Genomic DNA, 14,935 nt, shown 5'->3' with positions numbered 1-14,935 from the left:
GTTCACCACCGGGCATGACCTCAAGGGCAACTCACTGCCCGATTGGGCAAAACTTGCCATTTCCGGCGCCACCGTCGCCGTCTATATGGGCCGCTCGGTCGCAGCCGAGGTCGCCGGTCGGCTGATCGAAGCCGGGCTGTCGCCCGATACCGCCGTCGCCGTGGTGGAGAATGCCAGCCTTGGCAATCGCCGCCGCTTCCACGGCACGCTCGCCGACCTGCCGTCGCTGGAAGCGCGCGCCGATCTTACCGGTCCGGTCATGACCATCATCGGCGACGCGGTCGCCGGCGCCAATTTCGAACAATCCGAGCCGCTTGCGGCGCACACGCGTGAAGATACGGCCGGCGTAGCGGCCGAAGGAGTTGAGCAATGAAGGTTCTGACCGCGAACAGGCTCTCGGACGGTATCGCCGTCTGGTACGCCGATGGCGGCTGGGCGGAGGCCGTCACTCGTGCCGACATCGCCCATGACAAGGCGGCGGAGGATCGGCTCGAGGCCATCGGCGCCGCGGCCGCTGCCAACAACGAAGTCGTCGACGTCAACCTGATCGATGTGACCGTGATCAACGGCGCGGTCGAGCCGGTGCGGCTGCGCGAGAAGATCCGCGCCGCGGGCCCCACCATCCGCACCGACCTCGGCAAGCAGGCGAGCCCGGCTCCGGCACGGGCGGCATAGACACAAGAAAGCGGGCGGACGCGCCCTGAAAGACGAAGCATGTACCGTTACGACGAGTTCGACCACGATTTCGTAAAGGCCCGCGTCGCCGAGTTCAGCGACCAGGTGCAGCGCCGGCTTGCCGGCGAGATCACCGAGGACCAGTTCCGGCCGCTCCGGCTGATGAACGGCGTCTATTTGCAGCTGCACGCCTATATGCTGCGTATCGCCGTGCCCTACGGCACGCTGAACAGCAGGCAATTGCGCATGCTCGGCCACATCGCCCGCAAATACGACAAGGGCTACGGCCACTTCACCACGCGCCAGAACATCCAGTTCAACTGGCCGGCGCTGTCCGACATCCCGGCGATCCTTGCTGATCTGGCGAGCGTCGAGATGCATGCCATCCAGACCAGCGGTAACTGCATCCGCAACGTCACCGCGGACCATTTCGCCGGCGCGGCCGCCGACGAGGTTGCCGATCCGCGTCCCTATGCGGAGATCCTGCGCCAGTGGTCGTCGGTGCATCCGGAGTTCTCGTACCTGCCGCGCAAGTTCAAGATCGCGGTGACCGGCGCCGAGCGTGATCGCGCCGCCATCCAGACGCACGACATCGGGCTGCATCTGAAGAAGAACGCGGCCGGCGAGCTGGGCTTTGCCGTCTATGTCGGTGGCGGCCAGGGCCGCACGCCGATGGTCGCCAAGAAGATCCGCGACTTCCTGCCGGAAGCCGAGCTGTTGTCCTACTGCACGGCGATCCTGCGCGTTTACAACCTCTATGGCCGCCGCGACAACAAGTACAAGGCGCGTATCAAGATCCTCGTCCACGAGACCGGGGTCGAGGAGATAACCCGCCAGATCGAGGCCGAATGGCAGGAGTTGAAGGACGCGGAGCTGAAGCTGCCGGACGCCGACATCCAGGCGATCAATGCTTATTTCGCGCCGCCGGCATTGCCTGACCGGCCGGAAGGCGACGCGCAGGTGAACGAGGCGCGGCTCGATTCCAAGAGTTTTTCGGAGTGGCTCGACCAGAATGTCATAACGCATCGCCACCCCGACTATGCGGCGGTGACGATCTCGCTCAAGGGCATCGGCGAGGTGCCCGGTGACGCCTCCGACAGCCAGATGGAGGCGGTTGCCGACATCGCCGAGAAATACGCCTTCGACGAGCTGCGCGTCAGTCACGAGCAGAACCTGATCCTGCCGCATGTGGCGCGCGCCGACCTCAAGGCCGTCTATGACGCGCTGGTCGAGATCGGCTTGGCGACGGCCAATTCCAACCTGATCAGCGACATCATCTCTTGCCCCGGCCTCGACTATTGCGCGCTTGCCACGGCGCGTTCGATTCCGGTCGCGCAGGAAATCTCGCGCCGCTTCGCCTCGCTGGAGCGGCAGCGCGAGATCGGTGAGTTGAAGCTGAAGATCTCCGGCTGCATCAACGCCTGCGGCCACCACCATGTCGGCCATATCGGCATTCTCGGCGTGGAGAAGAAGGGCTCCGAGCTCTACCAGGTCACGCTTGGCGGCTCGGCCGACGAGAACACGTCGGTCGGCGAGATCATCGGCCGCGGTTTCTCTTCGGAAGAAATCACCGATGCCATCGAGCAGATCGTCGACACCTATCTCGGCCTTCGGCTCAATCCCAGTGAACGTTTTATCGACGCCTACCGCCGTGTCGGTCCCGCGCCGTTCAAGGAGGCGCTCTATGCTGGCGAAACCAAGGCCGCTTGACCGGATCGGCGGCGTCGAGGCCGGCGTTGCCGCGGAAGCGGCGGGGCTCGACGCGCTGCTCGGCCATCTGAAGCCGATCGAGATCATCGAGCGCTCGGCGCGTGAATTTTTCCGCGGCGAGGTTGCCGCCGTGTCGTCCTTCGGCGCCGATTCGGCAGTCCTCCTGCACATGATTGCCGAGATCGACCGCTCGCTGCCGGTGATCTTTCTCGACACCGGCAAGCATTTCGAGGAGACGCTGGGCTACCGCGACGCGCTGGTCGCCGATTTCGGCCTGACCGATGTCAGAGTGATCAAGCCGAACGAAGCGGCGCTCGAACGCGTCGATCCGACCGGGCGGCTGCATGAGACCGATACCGACGCCTGCTGCAACCTGCGCAAGGTCGAGCCGCTGGCGCGTGGCGTCGAGCCGTTCCGCGCCTGGTTCACCGGGCGCAAGCGCTTCCAGGCTTCGACGCGCGCGGCACTCCCGGTCTTCGAGGCCGTCGGCTCGCGCATCCGCATCAATCCGCTCGCGCATTGGACGACATCCGACCAGGCCGACTACATGCGCGCGCATGCGCTGCGCGAAAACCCGCTGGTCGCCTATGGCTATCTGTCGATCGGCTGCTTCCCCTGCACGCAGCCGGTACAGCCAGGCGAGGATGCGCGCAGCGGCCGCTGGGCGGGGCACGCCAAGACCGAGTGCGGCATCCATCTGTCGGGGCTGGAGAAGTCGCTGACCGACGCATCACTTTAAGGACAGCCGCTACTCAGGTGAGGCCGGCCTGCAAATGGCGGGTTCCTGCGCTTTCGGAGCTCGCGTAGTTGAAGTACGCTCCGCTCCCGTTCTCGAAAGCCACCATTTTCGACTCCGGGCCGACCTGAACAGCGACATATCCTTTCATTCTTAGGGCATTAGGATCTTAGGGCATTAGGAATTTTGATGACTGAGCCGACCAAATCGGAAACCCGCCTCTGGACCCCGAACGGTTTCCGCGAGGACGAATGGACCCATGCCGAGAGCGCCGAAGCGCTTGCCGGCAATGGCCGCTTCATCCTCCCGTTGCAGGCCTTTCTCGGGCTCGATGACGATATCCGCAGGTCGGCCAAGGAGCGCCTCGGCGTGCTCCTGCTCCCCGGCGACGAGCTCGACAAGATCGTCGGCCTGCTCGACCAGCTGTCGCTGGTGGCGCTTGCCTTCCCGGCCTTCAACGACGGCCGCTCCTTCTCCAAGGGCGAATTGCTGCGCACCCGGCATAACTTCAAAGGCGCGGTGCGCGCCACGGGCCAGGTCCTGGTCGATCAATTGCCGCATATGCTGCGGCTCGGCTTCGACGAGTTCGAGGTCTCCAATCCGGTGCTGTTGAAGCGGCTGGAGGAAGGGCGCACAGGAGGCTTGCCAGTCTATTACCAGCCGGCGGTAGAGCCGGAAGCCAAGGGCCCGAAATATTCCTGGCGGCGCAAACGCCCGGGCTGAGCCGTCCCCGCGCTGACCGCCGAAGGCAGCCATCCGGTAAACCAAGCGAGCCTGCAGCTTTGGTCTGACCAAGCACCTTGCTTTTGACGTCTTGGCGCAGTCGGTTCAGTTCTACGCGCCTCTTTGCAACAATCTGGTCAGACCACTTCTGCGAATTTCACTTTCTCTTTTGCCGTCTTGCCCTTAGGATACGGTGATTATTTCGCGCTCCGAAATAAACAGCCGGCAAAGGAGGAAACGGCATGGCAGGCAAGAAGATACTGATGCTCGTTGGCGAGTTCAGCGAAGAATACGAGATTTTCGTTTTTGAGCAGGCGATGCATGCGGTCGGCCACACAGTCCATGTCGTCTGCCCGGACAAGAAGGCCGGCGACGTGCTCAAGACCTCGCTGCACGACTTCGAGGGCCATCAGACCTATACGGAAAAGCTCGGCCACGACTATATCCTCAACAAGACATTCGCCGAGGTGAATCCCGCCGATTACGACGCGGTCTACGCTGCGGGCGGACGCGGGCCGGAATATATTCGCATCGACAAGCGCGTGCAGGCGCTGGTCAGGCATTTCCACGAGACCGGCAAGCCGATCTTCACCATCTGCCACGGTGTGCAAATCCTGATCGCGGTCGACGGCGTGGTGCGCGGCAGGGAGGTGGCGGCGCTGCAGTATTGCGAGCCCGAAGTGACGCTTGCCGGGGGCACCTATATCGACGTGTCGCCGACCGGCGCGCATGTCGACGGCAATCTGGTTTCGGCAAAGGGATGGCCCGGCCTTGCGTCGTTCATGCGGGAGTGCCTCAAGGTGCTTGGCACCGAGATCCGTCATGGCGAGGCTCTGATGCGCGACGAGCGCAGAGCCGCATAGCTCCTCAGCGCCTTACGCTGTGGAACTGGGGAAGGGCGGTCTAGTGCTGCCGCTGGCCGTCCGCCTTGTCCGTCTCGGCGCCGTCCAGGCGGTCGAGCAGATCCGTGAACTGCTTGGGCACTTCTTTTTCCAGGCGAAATGCCGGAAGCGTGCGCAGAAGGCGCTTGGTCGCTTCGGTGCCAACCTGTCGCCTGATATCGTCGGCGAGCTTGGCGCGCCTTTCGCCGATGTTGCCCTTCATGGTCCCAAAATCCTGTGTCGGCTTCGAAACTCTCGCAGCCCGGCAATGGTTCCCGCATAGGCCCTTAGCGGCAAGCAAAGCCGTCCGGTACGGTAAAATTTGAATTAATTTGGAACGATCGCGGAAGGGCCGTCATCGGTGCTTGCCCCTTGATTTTTGGCCCCTAAACCTCGATATCGGGCGCAAATCCAAACCAATCCGAATGACGGGAAACGGCGATGAGCGACCAGGCAAAAGACGAACGCGCGCCCGAGGAAATCGAAGCCAGCCAGGCTTCCGAGGCCCGGGCTTCCGGCGAACGTGCGGAAGGCGGCGTCGACGGCGACTATGAGGCGCTTGTGCGGTTGCTGAAGGAAAACGAGGAACTGAAGGATCGGGCGCTTCGCGTAGTTGCCGAAATGGAGAATCTGCGGCGCCGTACCGCGCGTGATGTACATGACGCACGCACCTACGCTGTGGCCAATTTCGCGCGCGACATGCTGTCGGTGTCGGACAATTTGCGCCGCGCGCTGGACGCCATTCCGACCGAGGCCAAGGTCTCCGGCGATGCCGGCTTCAAGGCGCTGATCGAGGGCGTCGACCTCACCGAGCGCGCCATGCTGGCGGCGCTGGAGCGGCACGGGGTGAAGAAGCTTGCGCCCGAAGGCGAGAAGTTCGACCCGAACTTCCATCAGGCGATGTTCGAAGTGCCCAACCCCGACGTTCCGGCCGGGACCGTGGTCCAGGTCGTGCAACCCGGCTATTCGATCGGCGAGCGCGTGTTGAGGCCGGCGATGGTCGGCGTCTCCAAGGGCGGCCCAAAGGCCGCCGCCGCCGAAGCGCCGGTCGAGCCGGGTCCGGTGAACGAGCAGGCCGAGAAGGATGCGTGAAGGGAGCCAATAGCGAATAGGGAATAGCGAATAGCGAATAGGCAGGGACAGTACCAACCGCACCGCTTCGTGATATTCACTGTGCACTGACTATTCGCCAATCACTATTCGCTCGCCCATGAATCCCATCGAGCTGCTCGACTATGCCGGCGTCGCCGTCTTCGCGGCGACCGGCGCGCTTGCCGCGTCACGCAAAGAGCTCGATATCATCGGCTTCCTGTTTCTGGCCAGCATCACCGGCATTGGTGGCGGAACGCTGCGCGACGTCATTCTCAACCTGCCGGTGTTCTGGGTCGCCAACAGCGGCTATGTGCTGATCTGCGCCGTGATGGCAGTGCTTGTCTTCTTCAGCGCCCATCGTGTGGAATCCCGCTACAAGCTGCTGCTCTGGCTCGATGCGATCGGACTTGCCGCCTTTGCGGTGATGGGGGCTGCAAAGGGCCTGGCGATCACCGGCTCCCCGGTCGTTTCGGTCATCACCGGGGTGCTCACCGCGACCTTCGGCGGCATATTGCGCGACCTGATCGCAGGCGAGCCTTCCGTGCTGCTCAGGCCCGAAATCTATGTCACCGCGGCGCTTGCGGGTGCAGCGCTCTTCACGGTTGGCGATCTCGTTGGCATGTCGGCCCTGCCATCCAGCCTGCTCGGCTTTGCGGCGGCCTTCCTGGTGCGGGGCGGGGCGCTCAAATTCGGCTGGTCGTTCCCGGCCTATAAGAGCCGGCCCGGGCGAAGGCCGGAGGATATTCCGTGATAGCAAACAGCGAATAGCGAATAGAGAGTAGCGAATAGGGCTGTTGTAGTCAGCCTACTATCGTTAGTTCCTTCGCTATTCGCTATTCGCTATTCGCTATTCGCTATTCGCTATTCGCCAGACTCACGCCGCGAAACGCTGGCCTTCGCCGCCATAGTAGTTGACGTAGCGGGCGCCGATCTCCTTGACCGGCATGACGACGAAAATGTCGACGGTCGAGAATTCGTGGTCGATGACGCAGCCGTCGCCGATGCGGGCGCCGACACGCAGATAGCCTTTGACGAGCGGCGGCATGGCGGCGATCGCGGCCTTGGCATTGACCGCCTCGATCGGCATCAAGTCCATCGAGCAGTAGCGGCCGGCCACCGCCCGGACATCCCAGGCCTGGTCGGTGCGGCAGTGATGGGCGAGATAGGTAAGCGCCTCCGCATGCGCCGCCGGCACGGTGCCGTGGAAGGAGGCGCAGCCGGTCATCACGCCGATGCCATAGTGGTTGATATAGGCCCAGATGCCTTGCCAGAGCGCCTCGATGGTGCGCTTGGAGCGGTATTCCGGCAGCACGCAGGAGCGCCCGAGTTCCAGGAAGCGTTGGCCCGGATGGCGCGCCACCAGCTTGGTCAGCTCGAACTCGCCCTCGGAGTAGAAGCCGCCCGCCGCGGTGGCGATCTCCTGCCGCAGCAGGCGATAGGTGCCGACGATACGGCGGTGCTCTGGGCCGGGAAGCGAGGTGTCGAAAACCAGGAGATGATCGCAGAGCGGGTCGAAGCGGTCGGCATCGCGCCGATCCTGCGCCTGGAACAAATCCTTCCTCGCGCCGAGCTCGTCATAGAATACCCGATAACGCACTTCCTGGGCGGCGGCGATCTCGGCCCCGTTGCGGGCGAGCCGCACTTCCAGGTTGCCGATGCGGCCCAGCGGTGCGCCGCTTGCGAAAGCGTCGGCGGCACGCGCGCCGAGAAGGGCGCTGGCGTTCGGCCGAGTATCGCATTCAGGCATGACTGTATGCACGAGTGATTCTCCTTCGAGCCATCCCTCTTGGCACGGGGATACGGTGTAGGTGCAACAGGATTGTGACAGTACCGTGATACGGCGATCCCGGCAATACTTCGTCGGCTGGGCAATACCCTCAACCGGCTATCTTATGGCTGCGAAAGCCAAGCAATCCAAGGCGTTCCGGAAAGTCTAAAAAATTCGTTACGCCGCTGCCTGGCTCTCGACGGCCTGGACGAGCGCATCGGGGTCGAGAGGCTTGGTGACGAAGCCGCTGGCGCCGTGGGCCAAAACCGTGTGGCGCGTCTTTTCCTGGCTGTCGGCGGAAAGCACCATGATCGGGATCGGCGGCACGGCAAGCGCTTCCTCATGGCGGCGGATGGCGGCGATCGCGTCCAGCCCGTCCATCACCGGCATGTGGAGATCCATCAGCACGACATCGAAACGATGCTTGAGGCCGGCGTCGGTGACGGCTTCGACCGCGGCCTTGCCGTTGCTGACGATCTTGACGCGATGTCCAGCCTTGAGCAGCGTGGCGCGGGCAAGCATCGCGTTGATGTCATTGTCCTCCGCGATCAGCACGGACAGGCCCTTGTCGCGGCGGCGGACGGACGCGGTGCCGCGCGGTTCCGACCGCGGCTCGGCGGGTGCCGGCACATGGCTGGTCAACAGCACGCGCAGCAGCGTTTCGCCGCGCACCGGCCGGGCGAGGAACGTCGCGTAGCCGTTGGCGCGGAATTCGCCAAGCATGCCGCGATCGGCGGGTGCGATCAGGGTGATGGCCTGGCAGTCGACAAAACCGCTCTGACGCAGCCGCTTGAGCAGGCGGCCGTCGCTGTTCTCGAGCGCGGCGTCGACCAGAAGCACGTTGCAGCCGGCGGCGAAGGCAATGGCCTGGTCCGGCGTGGCCGCGATCTCGACGGCACCGCCATGCGCGCGGATGGTGCGAGCGATGGCATCGGCCTCGACGGCATTCTTGGACACGATCACCGCGCGTCGGCCCGAGAGGATGTCCCGGCGATACTGTGGCGGTTGGGTTGCCGCGGTCGCCGGAATGTCGAAGACGAATTCGGATCCCTCGCCTAGCCGGCTCGAAACCGAGATCGTGCCGCCCATGGCGATCACCAGGCGCTTGGAGATGGCGAGGCCGAGACCGGCGCCGCCGTGCACCCTGGTCGAAGTACCGTCGGATTGCTCGAATTCCTCGAAGATGCGCTCCATATCCTCTTCGCGCAGCCCCGGACCGGTGTCGGCGATGGTGAAGCGGATGCGGTCGGTGCTCTCGGTGCTGGCGCGCGCGACGGTAAGCAGCACGCCGCCTGTGTCGGTGAACTTGACGGCATTGCCGATGAGGTTGAGCAGCACCTGGCGCACGCGACCGGGGTCGGCGGTGATCATCTGCGGCACGTCGGGTTCGACGTGACAGCCGAGGCCGATGGTCTTGGAGAAGGCCTTCGCGGCCAGCAGCTCGATGATGTTGTCGGCGATCTCACGCAGTGATGTCGGCTGCGGCTCGGGATCGAAGCGGCCGGCCTCGATCTTGGAGTAGTCGAGCAGATCCTCGATCAGCGCCAGCAGCGAGCTTGCGGAAGTCGAGACGGCGCCGACATAGGTACGCTGCTCGGGCGACAGGTCGGTGTCGGCAAGCAGCTTCGCCATGCCCATGATGCCATTCATCGGCGTGCGGATCTCGTGGCTGACGGTGGCAAGGAAGCGCGACTTGGCCTGGCTGGCGTATTCGGCCCGCTCGCGGGCGGTGATCAGCGACGATTCGGCGCGCTTGCGGGCGGTGATGTCACGGGCGATCGCCCGGTGCGAAACAGCACCGGTGTCCCTGTCCCGCACCGAGAGCTCGATCCAGGAGAACCAGCGCGGCCCGTTCGGCGTGCGGATGGCGACATCGGTGGAGCTCAGGCATTCATGATCCGAAAAGGCGGCCTCGGGCACGACGCCGACGTCGATGCCGAGCTCGGAAAGCGTCTTGCCTGCGAGGTCGCGCTGATCGATCTCGACGAGCGAGGCGAACACCTTGTTGGCGTAGACGATGTGGCCGTCGCGGTCGCGATGGACAACGAGGTCGCCGAGCGCATCGATCAGACCGCGAAAACGCTCTTCGCTCTCCTGCATCTCCCACATGCGATCGGCGAGGGTCTCGATCTCGGCGCGGCTACGGGCCGCCGTCTCGTCGAGAAGTGCGGCGGTGCGCCGCTCGGCGCGCTGGTTGCGCAGATGCATCATCAGGCCGCCCAGACCCGTCGCCAGGAGGCCTATGGTGATGAAGATCGGCGCTCCGGTGAGATGCGCCAGCCCGGCCAGGACGACTATGGCGACGATCGTCAGGAACGGCAGGCCTTCATGACTGTCCGCTTGCAATGCGGGGACCAGCGGCGGCGCGACAAGCACCTGCCGCTTCGGCGCGTCAGGACCCAGTCCGTCGTCGCCTGCGGCTTTGCTGTCCTGTCTGAAGTCGGAGTCCGCGAGCATGCGGAAAACCCTGCCAGACAGAGATTATGGAAGATTGCGGCGGATCGTTCGAATTTTAGTCGTCCGTGCCGATAACCGGCAGTTTTTGCCTGGTTTTGGGCAGTTCGGACGGGAAATCGCCGAACGCTATTCCTGGGATTGCCCTACAGATCGACTACCACGCGGCCTCTGATCCTGCCCTCGACGATGTCCCGCGCGGCGCCGATGATGCCGTCGAAGCCGATCGAGCGCGACAGGGTGGACAGTTTCTTGAGGTCGAGGTCGGCGCCAATGCGGCGCCACGCCTCGAGGCGGACCGCCTTCGGCGCCATGACGGAATCGATGCCGAGCAGCGAGACGCCGCGCAGGATAAAGGGGGCGACGCTCGTCGGAAGGTCCATGCCGCCGGCCAGGCCGCACGCGGCGATCGCGCCGCCATAGGACGTCATCGACAGCACGTTGGCCAGCGTATGGGTGCCGACCGAGTCGACGCCGCCGGCCCAGCGTTCCTTGGCCAGCGGCTTGGCCGGCTGGCTGAGCTCGTCGCGTGAGATCACCTCAGCCGCGCCGAGGTCGATCAGATAGGGGCTTTCGGCATTGCGCCCGGTCGAGGCGATCACATGGTAGCCGAGGGTGGAGAGGATCGAGATGGCGACCGAGCCGACGCCGCCGGCGGCCCCCGTCACCACCACCGGTCCGCGATCCGGCACGATGCCATGCCGCTCCAGCGCCATCACGGCGAGCATTGCCGTATAGCCGGCGGTGCCGACTGCCATCGCATCATGCGGGCTCATGCCGTCGGGCAGCGGCACCAGCCAGTCGCCCTTGACGCGGGCGCGGGCGGCAAAGGCGCCGTAATGCGTCTCGCCGACGCCCCAGCCATTGAGGATGACCTTGTCGCCCTTGCGCCAGTCGGGGTGCGAAGATTCGATGACAGTGCCGGCGAAATCGATGCCGGGCACCAGCGGCCAGCGGCGCACGACCGGGGCCTTGCCGGTGATGGCCAGCCCATCCTTGTAATTCACCGTCGTCGCCTCGACGGCGACGGTGACATCGCCTTCCATCAGGTCAGCTTCGGTGAGGTCGACGATCTCGACCGACTGCTTCTTTTCGGCGTCGCGCGAAACGAGGATGGCTTTAAAGGTATCGGACACTTTCGTCTCCTCGTTTTGGTTGAAACAAATTTGCGGCGGTGGCCGCGCCAGGTCAATTGCCTGGATCCTGGGACCTGGTTTCCCGCCGCCAGCCGATCAGCTCGTCGAACACGACCAGCGCGGCGCCGACCGAAATGAAGGCGTCGGCAAAGTTGAACACCGCGAAGGACCAGACCGGCGTGTGGAAAAGAATATAGTCGATCACGTGGCCGTAGACCGCGCGGTCGATCAGATTGCCGAGCGCGCCGCCGACGATCAGGGCGAAGCCGATCCGGGCAAGGACGTGGCCGGCGGGCGTGCGCACCGCCAGATAGAGCACGAAGGCGACCACGAGCGCGGCGATGACCACCAGGCCGGTGTCGCCGAAAGAGGAGAACATCGAGAAGGCGATGCCGGTGTTGTAGGTGCGAAACAGCGCCAGGAAAGGCAGCAGATCGACCTTTTCCTGGAAGGCGAGGCCGTTTTCCACCAGCTGTTTTATCCACTGGTCGAGTGCGATAGCGAGCACGACCAGCAGGGCGTAAGGGGACCAGGATTTCACGTTTTCGCAGCCCTCATCGCGAGTCGGCAGTGGGGTCGAGCTTCAACGCGCCACGCCGGATTTCGAACAGCATGACGCCGGTGGCAACCGCCAGATTGAGAGAATCGGCGCGTCCGGCCTGCGGGATCCTGAGCAGCCGGTCGCAACTGTCGGCAAGGCTGTCGGGCAGGCCCTGCTGCTCATTGCCCATCAACAGCAGCACCGGGCCTCTCGAAAAGTCGACCGACCGGTAGTCGACCGCGCCCTTCAGATGCGTTCCGGCGACGAGGCCCGGAAAGTCGCGCCGCCAGGCCAGAAAAGCCTGCTCCGTCGCCTTCGCGACCGGCACGGCAAAGATCGAGCCCATGCTGGCGCGCACGGTTTCCAGCGAAAACGGATCGGTGGTGTCGCCGACCAGGATGACGCCCCTCGCGCCGACGGCGTCGACGGTACGGATGACGGTGCCGAGATTGCCGGGATCGCGAACGCGGTCGAGCGCGACCCAGACGTCGCCGTCCGTGGCGCGGATATCCTTCAGCGGCAGCGTCTGCTGGACGAAGACGCCTACGACCATTTGCGGATTTTCCCGGCGGGTGATTGCCGCCAGCACCTTTTCCGAGACTTCGAGCACAGTGCCGCCGGCGGCGACAGTGCGCGCCGCGACCTTTTCTATCGCCGTGTTGCCGCGCCCGGCCTTGGCGAAGACGAGCGTCCTGATCGACCAGCCGAGGTCGAGTGCGTCGATGACCAGCTTCAGGCCTTCCGCCATGAAGGCGTTTTGCTGGTCGCGAAACTTCTTCAGCGCCAGCGCCTTGATGTCCTTGACCAGCGGATTGGCGAGGCTGGTGACTTCCTTGACCTGCCCGACGGGCCGGGCGCCATCATGCGGGACCATTCAAGCCACCCAGCGCGAGAACAGCGAGGTCGACAGCGCGCGGCCGGCGGATTTCTCGCGGATGATCAGCTCGCCGGATTCGACCGTGCCGCCCATGCCGGCGAAGGCGTCCCGCATCAAGGCATGGATGGCGAAGAAGGAGGCGCGGATCGAATATGCGGTCAGCACCACGGCGATCGGCTTCGGCGTCAGGATCGAGCGGCAGAGATCGGTGAGGCCCGGCAGATCCTCGAACAATTGCCAGACTTCGCCCTTGGGACCGCGGCCATAGGCGGGCGGGTCGAAGAGCACGATGTCGTAGTGGCTGCCACGGCGCTCCTCACGCTCGGCGAACTTAACCGCGTCCTCGACGATCCAGCGGATCGGCTTGTCGGAGAGGCCGGCTCTCTCCTGGTTCTCGCGCGCCCATCCGATCGCCTTCTTCGAGGCGTCGACATGAGTGACCTCTGCGCCGGCGCGCGCCGCCACCAGCGAGGCAAGGCCGGTATAACCGAAGAGGTTCAGCACCTTGACCGGTCGCCCTGCAGCGGCGATCAGGCCGGCCATGTGGTCCCAATGCGAGGCTTGTTCGGGAAAGACGCCGACATGGCGGAATGAGGTGAAGCGGCCGAGATAGTCGATGCCGTCATGCTTCATCGGCCAGGTCTCGCCGAGCGGCGTTTTTGGAAAACGCCAGCGGCCGATGCCTTCCTCGTCGGTGTCGCCGGTGAAGATGGCGTCGGCGCGCCGCCATTCCTTGGCGGGAAGCGCCCGCTGCCAGATAGCCTGGCCTTCGGGGCGCACGATGCGGTAGGGCCCATACTGCTCCAGTTTTTCGCCGGCGCCGCTGTCCAGCAGAGCATAGTCGGCGTTGGGCGCAACCTCGAGGATCAGCGGCAGGCGCTCGGCGGGCAACGGGCCTTCGCGGCGTGCAAGAGGGCGCTGCGCTGGTTTTGCTTCCTGACGATGATGCGGCTCCGACCTCTCCGCCGAAGCCGCCTCCCGCAGCCGCGACTGGCTGGGGGGATTCGCCGGCTGGCGCGGACGGTTGTCGCGGTTTCGGTCGCGAAAGGACTTCAAGAACAATCTCCGGAACGGCACGCCGCTTTTGGCATAGGCCCATGACCTTCGCAACCGCATGGTCCGGCGCTGTTCTGTCGCGATGCGATGGACCTCGCCCGAAGAAACGGGCAAGTCTCCGGTCATGTCCCGTTCCGAACGCCTGCTCGACCTGATCCAGATTCTGCGCCGCCACCGCCGGCCGGTCAGCGGCCGCACGCTTGCGGAGGAAATGGGCGTGTCGATCCGCACGCTCTATCGCGACATCGCGACGCTGCAGGGGCAGGGCGCGCCGATCGAAGGCGAGGCGGGGCTGGGCTATGTGCTGAAGCCCGGCTTCATGCTGCCGCCGCTGATGTTCACCGACGAGGAGGTCGAGGCGATCGTGCTCGGCTCGCGCTGGGTGGCGAAACAGCCGGACAAGCGGCTGGCCGCGGCGGCGGCGGATGCGTTGTCCAAGATCGCGGCGGTCTTGCCGGACGATCTGCGTGACGATCTCGACGCCACGACGCTGCTGGTCGGGCCGAATTCAGCGAGCGGCGAGGCGATCGATCTCGGCATCGTCAGGCAGGCGATCCGCAGCGAGCGCAAGCTCGGCTTCCTCTACCGCGACGCCGGCGGCGCGGCCTCTGAGCGCATGGTCTGGCCGTTCGCGCTCGGCTTCTTCGACAAGGTGCGGGTGATGGTGGCGTGGTGCGAGCTGCGCCAGGATTTCCGGCATTTCCGCGCCGACCGCATGGCCGATCTCACAGCCACCGAGATCCGCTATCCGCGCCGCCGCCAGGCGATGCTCAAGGAATGGCGAGCGACGCTCGATGAATCGGCCCTGAAAACGGCGCAGGAGCCTACTGGCTGATCGCTGCTGCCAGAATCTGACAGTGGGATGATCTAGCTTGGCCAAGGTTCAACACCTTGGAGACCGACATGACCACGCCCAATTTCGTCATCCTCTATGTCGACAGCCCCGAGAAGAGCGGCGCGTTCTACGCCTCGCTGCTCGGGCGCCAGCCGGTAGAGGCCTCGCCCACCTTCGCCATGTTCGTCCTCGACAACGGCTTCAAGCTCGGCTTGTGGTCGCGTCACACGGTTGAACCGGCGGCCGCCGCCGCGGGCGGGGGGGGCGAGCTCGTGCTTGCGATGGAGAATGCGGCCGCGGTCGACGCCACGCATGCGGACTGGGCGGAACGGGGGCTGAGAATGCTACAGGCACCGACCGACATGGATTTCGGACGCACGTTCGTCGCGCTCGATCCCGACGGTCATCGGCTGCGTGTCTATTGGCCGAACGAGGCAGCAGGGCAGTAGGG

General features: G+C 64.8%; 17 protein-coding genes. 10 read left to right on the top strand and 7 right to left on the bottom strand.

All coding sequences use genetic code 11. From position 1 onward, the window contains the following. The 6 genes from EOA75_RS16315 to EOA75_RS16290 all read left to right on the top strand — a co-directional run. Window positions 1-373, top strand: a 373-nt coding sequence (locus EOA75_RS16315; protein ID WP_245466650.1) for an SAM-dependent methyltransferase, incomplete at its 5' end; no start/stop codon positions are given. Continuing rightward, window positions 370-675, top strand: coding sequence for a DUF2849 domain-containing protein (locus EOA75_RS16310; RefSeq protein ID WP_067318912.1), 306 nt, complete (start codon window positions 370-372; stop codon window positions 673-675). The genes EOA75_RS16315 and EOA75_RS16310, both read left to right, overlap by 4 nt. 39 nt (window positions 676-714) lie before the next feature. Continuing rightward, the gene (locus EOA75_RS16305; RefSeq protein WP_127324657.1) at window positions 715-2,385 is read left to right on the top strand and encodes a nitrite/sulfite reductase; all 1,671 of its coding nucleotides are present in this window, start codon (window positions 715-717) and stop codon (window positions 2,383-2,385) included. After that, window positions 2,360-3,124: a phosphoadenylyl-sulfate reductase gene (locus EOA75_RS16300; protein WP_127324656.1), complete on the top strand. Its 765-nt coding sequence runs from the start codon at window positions 2,360-2,362 to the stop codon at window positions 3,122-3,124. Before EOA75_RS16305 ends, EOA75_RS16300 begins: the two co-directional genes overlap by 26 nt. A 186-nt stretch (window positions 3,125-3,310) precedes the next feature. After that, window positions 3,311-3,844, top strand: coding sequence for a DUF934 domain-containing protein (locus tag EOA75_RS16295; RefSeq protein ID WP_067318908.1), 534 nt, complete (start codon window positions 3,311-3,313; stop codon window positions 3,842-3,844). Between the two features lie 242 nt (window positions 3,845-4,086). Continuing rightward, window positions 4,087-4,707: a DJ-1/PfpI family protein gene (locus tag EOA75_RS16290; RefSeq protein WP_127216994.1), complete on the top strand. Its 621-nt coding sequence runs from the start codon at window positions 4,087-4,089 to the stop codon at window positions 4,705-4,707. Between the two features lie 40 nt (window positions 4,708-4,747). Here the strand turns inward: EOA75_RS16290 and EOA75_RS16285 are convergent, their stop codons facing one another. Beyond that, complete coding sequence (locus tag EOA75_RS16285) at window positions 4,748-4,948, bottom strand: hypothetical protein (RefSeq protein WP_067318902.1); 201 nt, start codon at window positions 4,946-4,948, stop codon at window positions 4,748-4,750. 218 nt (window positions 4,949-5,166) lie between these two features. Here EOA75_RS16285 and grpE point away from each other — a divergent pair, with 218 nt between their 5' ends. Next, window positions 5,167-5,817: a nucleotide exchange factor GrpE gene (gene grpE, locus EOA75_RS16280; protein WP_127324655.1), complete on the top strand. Its 651-nt coding sequence runs from the start codon at window positions 5,167-5,169 to the stop codon at window positions 5,815-5,817. 118 nt (window positions 5,818-5,935) lie between these two features. Continuing rightward, window positions 5,936-6,568 (top strand): trimeric intracellular cation channel family protein, encoded by a 633-nt coding sequence (locus tag EOA75_RS16275; RefSeq protein ID WP_067318898.1) that lies wholly within the window; start codon window positions 5,936-5,938, stop codon window positions 6,566-6,568. Window positions 6,569-6,691: 123 nt separating this feature from the next. On the opposite strand, the gene EOA75_RS16270 is transcribed toward EOA75_RS16275, so the two are convergent. The 6 genes from EOA75_RS16270 to EOA75_RS16245 all read right to left on the bottom strand — a co-directional run bounded on the left by EOA75_RS16270 (window position 6,692) and on the right by EOA75_RS16245 (window position 13,649). After that, the gene (locus EOA75_RS16270) at window positions 6,692-7,576 is read right to left on the bottom strand and encodes a GNAT family N-acetyltransferase (protein WP_082953625.1); all 885 of its coding nucleotides are present in this window, start codon (window positions 7,574-7,576) and stop codon (window positions 6,692-6,694) included. A gap of 186 nt (window positions 7,577-7,762) precedes the next feature. Then, window positions 7,763-10,042 (bottom strand): PAS domain-containing hybrid sensor histidine kinase/response regulator, encoded by a 2,280-nt coding sequence (locus EOA75_RS16265; RefSeq protein ID WP_095800575.1) that lies wholly within the window; start codon window positions 10,040-10,042, stop codon window positions 7,763-7,765. A gap of 143 nt (window positions 10,043-10,185) precedes the next feature. Next, entirely contained in the window at window positions 10,186-11,175 is a 990-nt protein-coding gene (locus tag EOA75_RS16260) for an MDR family oxidoreductase (protein ID WP_127324654.1), read from the bottom strand. A gap of 52 nt (window positions 11,176-11,227) precedes the next feature. Then, entirely contained in the window at window positions 11,228-11,716 is a 489-nt protein-coding gene (lspA, locus tag EOA75_RS16255) for a signal peptidase II (protein WP_127324653.1), read from the bottom strand. A gap of 13 nt (window positions 11,717-11,729) precedes the next feature. Further along, a complete protein-coding gene (locus EOA75_RS16250; protein WP_127324652.1) occupies window positions 11,730-12,590 on the bottom strand; it encodes an RNA methyltransferase in 861 nt (286 codons plus the stop codon). Then, window positions 12,591-13,649, bottom strand: a complete 1,059-nt coding sequence (locus tag EOA75_RS16245; RefSeq protein ID WP_127324658.1) for a class I SAM-dependent rRNA methyltransferase — start codon at window positions 13,647-13,649, stop codon at window positions 12,591-12,593. It abuts the gene before it with no gap. A 124-nt stretch (window positions 13,650-13,773) separates the two neighbouring features. Here EOA75_RS16245 and EOA75_RS16240 point away from each other — a divergent pair, with 124 nt between their 5' ends. Together EOA75_RS16240 and EOA75_RS16235 are read left to right on the top strand one after the other, a co-directional pair. Beyond that, a complete protein-coding gene (locus tag EOA75_RS16240) occupies window positions 13,774-14,484 on the top strand; it encodes a YafY family protein (RefSeq protein WP_067319619.1) in 711 nt (236 codons plus the stop codon). A 68-nt stretch (window positions 14,485-14,552) separates the two neighbouring features. Next, window positions 14,553-14,933 carry a VOC family protein gene (locus EOA75_RS16235; protein WP_067319618.1) on the top strand — a complete coding sequence of 127 codons (381 nt, stop codon included), beginning with the start codon at window positions 14,553-14,555 and terminating at the stop codon, window positions 14,931-14,933. Window positions 14,934-14,935 lie beyond the last annotated feature (2 nt).

The sequence above is a fragment of the Mesorhizobium sp. M1A.F.Ca.IN.022.07.1.1 genome (genome assembly GCF_003997575.1).
Taxonomy (GTDB): domain Bacteria; phylum Pseudomonadota; class Alphaproteobacteria; order Rhizobiales; family Rhizobiaceae; genus Mesorhizobium.
The sequence above is the reverse complement of the archived record's forward strand: the minus strand, read 5'-3'. Positions and strand labels throughout refer to the sequence as shown.

What these genes read in the sequence shown, in the direction of transcription:
- EOA75_RS16310 (WP_067318912.1), top strand. Translation starts at nt 370, where the DNA reads ATGAAGGTTCTGACCGCGAACAGGCTCTCGGACGGTATCGCCGTCTGG.
- EOA75_RS16305 (WP_127324657.1), top strand. Translation starts at nt 715, where the DNA reads ATGTACCGTTACGACGAGTTCGACCACGATTTCGTAAAGGCCCGCGTC.
- EOA75_RS16300 (WP_127324656.1), top strand. Translation starts at nt 2,360, where the DNA reads ATGCTGGCGAAACCAAGGCCGCTTGACCGGATCGGCGGCGTCGAGGCC.
- EOA75_RS16295 (WP_067318908.1), top strand. Translation starts at nt 3,311, where the DNA reads ATGACTGAGCCGACCAAATCGGAAACCCGCCTCTGGACCCCGAACGGT.
- EOA75_RS16290 (WP_127216994.1), top strand. Translation starts at nt 4,087, where the DNA reads ATGGCAGGCAAGAAGATACTGATGCTCGTTGGCGAGTTCAGCGAAGAA.
- EOA75_RS16285 (WP_067318902.1), bottom strand. Translation starts at nt 4,948, where the DNA reads ATGAAGGGCAACATCGGCGAAAGGCGCGCCAAGCTCGCCGACGATATC.
- grpE (WP_127324655.1), top strand. Translation starts at nt 5,167, where the DNA reads ATGAGCGACCAGGCAAAAGACGAACGCGCGCCCGAGGAAATCGAAGCC.
- EOA75_RS16275 (WP_067318898.1), top strand. Translation starts at nt 5,936, where the DNA reads ATGAATCCCATCGAGCTGCTCGACTATGCCGGCGTCGCCGTCTTCGCG.
- EOA75_RS16265 (WP_095800575.1), bottom strand. Translation starts at nt 10,042, where the DNA reads ATGCTCGCGGACTCCGACTTCAGACAGGACAGCAAAGCCGCAGGCGAC.
- EOA75_RS16250 (WP_127324652.1), bottom strand. Translation starts at nt 12,590, where the DNA reads ATGGTCCCGCATGATGGCGCCCGGCCCGTCGGGCAGGTCAAGGAAGTC.
- EOA75_RS16240 (WP_067319619.1), top strand. Translation starts at nt 13,774, where the DNA reads ATGTCCCGTTCCGAACGCCTGCTCGACCTGATCCAGATTCTGCGCCGC.
- EOA75_RS16235 (WP_067319618.1), top strand. Translation starts at nt 14,553, where the DNA reads ATGACCACGCCCAATTTCGTCATCCTCTATGTCGACAGCCCCGAGAAG.